At 36.2% G+C, this 3,689-nt stretch carries 3 protein-coding genes; 2 read left to right on the top strand and 1 reads right to left on the bottom strand.

Features of this window, described 5'->3' with window-relative positions; translation table 11 throughout:
• The first annotated feature begins 331 nt into the window (after window positions 1-331).
• The gene (locus tag F6K40_RS39275; RefSeq protein ID WP_293145453.1) at window positions 332-1,630 is read left to right on the top strand and encodes a serine/threonine protein kinase; all 1,299 of its coding nucleotides are present in this window, start codon (window positions 332-334) and stop codon (window positions 1,628-1,630) included.
• A 64-nt stretch (window positions 1,631-1,694) separates the two neighbouring features.
• Entirely contained in the window at window positions 1,695-1,823 is a 129-nt protein-coding gene (locus F6K40_RS39270) for a hypothetical protein (RefSeq protein WP_293145450.1), read from the top strand.
• Between the two features lie 154 nt (window positions 1,824-1,977).
• Here F6K40_RS39270 and F6K40_RS39265 read toward each other — a convergent pair whose 3' ends face one another.
• A complete protein-coding gene (locus F6K40_RS39265; protein ID WP_293145447.1) occupies window positions 1,978-3,330 on the bottom strand; it encodes a 16S rRNA (cytosine(967)-C(5))-methyltransferase in 1,353 nt (450 codons plus the stop codon).
• Window positions 3,331-3,689: the final 359 nt, after the last annotated feature.

The following is a 3,689-nucleotide window of genomic DNA, read 5'->3' as shown; positions in this document are numbered from 1 at the left end:
GTAGCGATCGCCCGAACGCTCAGTTTTGAGAATTAATTTAACTATTGTCCAATAGTCTTGAGGGGAAACTGGCAAGGTAGCGATCGCCCGAACGCTCAGTTTTGAGAATTAATTTAACTATTGTCCAATAGTCTTGAGAGCAAGGAGAAAGATTGTTGTTGGGTTTATCCGTAGGATAAGCTCCGAAGATAGTCCCTCAACCCAACCTACACTTATTGCACCATTGAATATGTGTCAGTCTACTACAAGAATGAACTACTTAGGCGTGTCATGCCACTTACGCTATTATGACTTAATAGTATTGAGATGACTATCAACTTTTAACTTAATTATGTTAACTCCCGGACAAATTTTAAAAGAACGTTACCAACTACAAAAACAATTAGGGCGTACTGTACCAGGCCGCAAAACTTGGCTAGCATTTGATTCCCAACTGCAAGAACAAGTAACTCTCAAAATGTTAGCTTATAGTCCCGAAATATTAGGGCAAGAATTAAATTTATTTGAGACAGAAGCCAAAATTTTACAAGCTCTAAATCATCCCCATATTCCTCGTTATCGGGATTACTTTTCCCTAGAAAAAGCAGAAAATTCAGGTTTGCCTTGGTTTGCGTTGGTGCAAGATTATATTCCTGGTTTTTCCCTCCAAGAATTATTAGATAGAGAGAAAAATTTTACAGAAGAAGATGTGGAAAAAATTGCTAAAGAAGTATTAGAAATTCTGATTTACCTCCACGAACTAGATCCTCCAGTTTTGCATCGAGATATTAAACCGAGTAATTTAATTATGGGTGCAGATCAACAAATTTATTTAGTAGATTTTGGCGCGGTACAATCTCAAGGTAATGCTCAGGGAGTAACTTTTACTATTATTGGAACTAGCGGTTATGCTCCTCTAGAACAATTTTGGGGTAGAGCAGTTCCAGCTTCAGATTTATATGCTTTAGGAGCTACTTTAATTCATTTACTAACTGGTATTTCTCCTGTATATTTACCGCAAAAAAATTATCAGATTCAATTTACTGAGAAGGTGAATATTAATCCTAGTTTTGCTGCTTGGATTAATCAAATGACAGAAATGGATTTAGAAAAACGCTTTAAAAATGCTCGTGAAGCTTTGACATCTCTCGACTCAAAACCAAAATTTCAACCATTAGTTACACCTAAAAAAAATCTTCTCAAATTTAGCACTATTATTACCATTAATAAATCTCCAGATATGATAGAAATCTATACTCATGCTCCTAGTTTGAGAGAAATTCGAGGTTCTGGAATTTTAGGTGCAATTTTTTGTATCTTTGTGGGATTACTGCTAACTAATCCTGTTTATGGAATATTGTTTCTTATCTTATTTTTGGCAGGAGTATTTATCTTATTTGGAGAAAAGAATTATATTTATTTTGACCATGATTTTTTTAGAATAGAACGACATTTATTGGATTTTACTTACGGAAAATATCAGGGAAATACCAGAGATATTGTAGAGGTTTTATCATCTAAATTTGAATCAGGTTATCAAGCGATCGCTCAATCTCAAAATAATCAATATCAACTAGATAAAGCAATGAATATTAAAGATAGTAAATTTTTGGTTGAGCAAATTAATGAATGGTTGAATCAGATTAAGTAGCTATCAGCTTTTATAACTAATACCATTTCTCATGCATGAATGCTATACCTGATCGGGTGGGGAAGTGTGGTCCGTGTGGTCGGTGTGGTCGGTGTGGTCGGTGTGGTCGGTGTGGGAGGAGGGGGGAGAGGTAGGGACGTTAGCATTTTTGTTATGGAACGTCCGTCAAATAATAACTACTAACCTGCCTTAAATCCTCAAAAAAAGACTTTAAATCTTAGTAACTATTTAGATGTTTTAGATGTTGAAGTATCGCATTAATGCATGGGAATTGGTATAAGAAAGAATTGGTTAGAACATAGAATAGTGATGAATCTTAGACTAGGAAATGTTTTTCCAACTGTTCCCTATTCCCTATTTTCTGCTGGGGAAATAATTTTGCATCTTAATTTCACCATAAAAAATCCATCCATTTGTTCTCTATGAGGCCAAACTTTTATCCATCCTTCTGTACAAGGCGACACCATAAAATTAACGGTTTGCGGTTCAATTTCCCACTCAGAATTATTAGCTAAAAATTCCTGAATAACTGCCTCATTTTCTAAAGGATGAATTGTGCAAGTTGCATATACTAAAATACCTCCAGGTTTCACCCATTGAGCCGCAGTTTCTAACAACTCACTCTGAAGTTTTGCTAGTTCTTGAATATTCTCTAAAGTTTGTCTCCACCGCGCATCTGCTCGACGGTGTAATGTTCCTAAACCAGAACAAGGTACATCTAATAAAACTCGATCTGCCTGATTAATAAATTTTGGTAAATTGCGACTATCACCTGTAGAAATAGAAATAGATTTTAACTGCAATCTCTCGGCATTTTGCTCTAATTTTTTCAGTCGAGAAGCAGCTTTATCAATAGCAAAAATTTTACCATTATCTCCCATTAATTCTGCTATATGAGTTGTTTTTCCTCCAGGTGCAGCACAGGCATCAATTATTATTTCTCCTGGTTGGGGATTTAATAAATAAGTAACTAATTGAGCACTACTATCTTGAATTGACCACCAACCTTCGTTATAACCAGGTAATTTTTGGATTTGCCCTATTGCTCCAGTTAATCTTAAAGCTTGGGGAAGTTGGGAAATTATACTAACAGAAATACCTGTATTTTTCATGGCTGTTTCTACTTCTTCCAGAGAGGTTTTGAGGGGATTAATTCTTAAATCAATACTAGGAGATTGATTAAACCACGAACATAATTTTTCGGCTTCCGTTAAACCTAATTGTTCTATCCAATATTCAATAATCCAGTCAGGAAAACTATAGGCTATTCCTAATTTTTGTACTGGATTTTCAGGCAGATTTATTGTCAACTCGCGCCGAATATATTCTCGGAGTAAACCATTAACAAAACCAGCTAATTTAGCAAACTTATTTTGTTTAGCTAACTCAACCGTTGTATCAACTGCTGCCGACTCTGGAATTTGTTCTAAATAAGATAATTGATATAAACCAATATGGAGAATTATGCGTAAATCTGGATGTTGTTGATGAGACTTCTTTTTGGCTAATTCGTCGATAATAGCATCAAGCGATCGCCCTCTTCTCACACAACCATAAACTAATTCTGTAACTAATCTGCGGTTAGCATCAATTAAGTCATTTTTTCTCAGATATTTATCTAGGGAAAAATCGGCAAAAGTCTGTTTTCGATATATTTCTTGGAGGATAATAAAAGCTAATTGACGAGGGTTATTATTCACTGGAATTAATTTGAAAGAATCTAGATATTTTTAATATTTTTACGAAAATTATAACATAATTTAGAGCTATGATTTTAACTTTCCTGGCGGGAAGTCCCGCGCTCTCCATCCCCCCTAACCCCCCGTGCATAGGGGGGAGGGGGAGCGTCGGGATGAAAGCCTGGGCCAGGATTCGGATACCTTCATAAGCTAAACGTTTATATGCCCTTGACACTTTTAGGAGCATTTTGTTATTATCAATGTCAACACAGGGGGAGGACATCACCTCTGTCATGCGCAGCGGTCAGGGTTTCCCAGACGCTCAGAATCCCTATTTTTCCATCCCCCCTAACCCCCCTTTGAAAGGGGGGAATAGAAGG

Origin of the sequence: Okeania sp. SIO3I5 (genome assembly GCF_010672085.1) — a bacterium.
In the GTDB taxonomy this organism is placed as follows: domain Bacteria; phylum Cyanobacteriota; class Cyanobacteriia; order Cyanobacteriales; family Microcoleaceae; genus Trichodesmium.
This window is presented reverse-complemented; position numbering and strand designations above follow the sequence as displayed.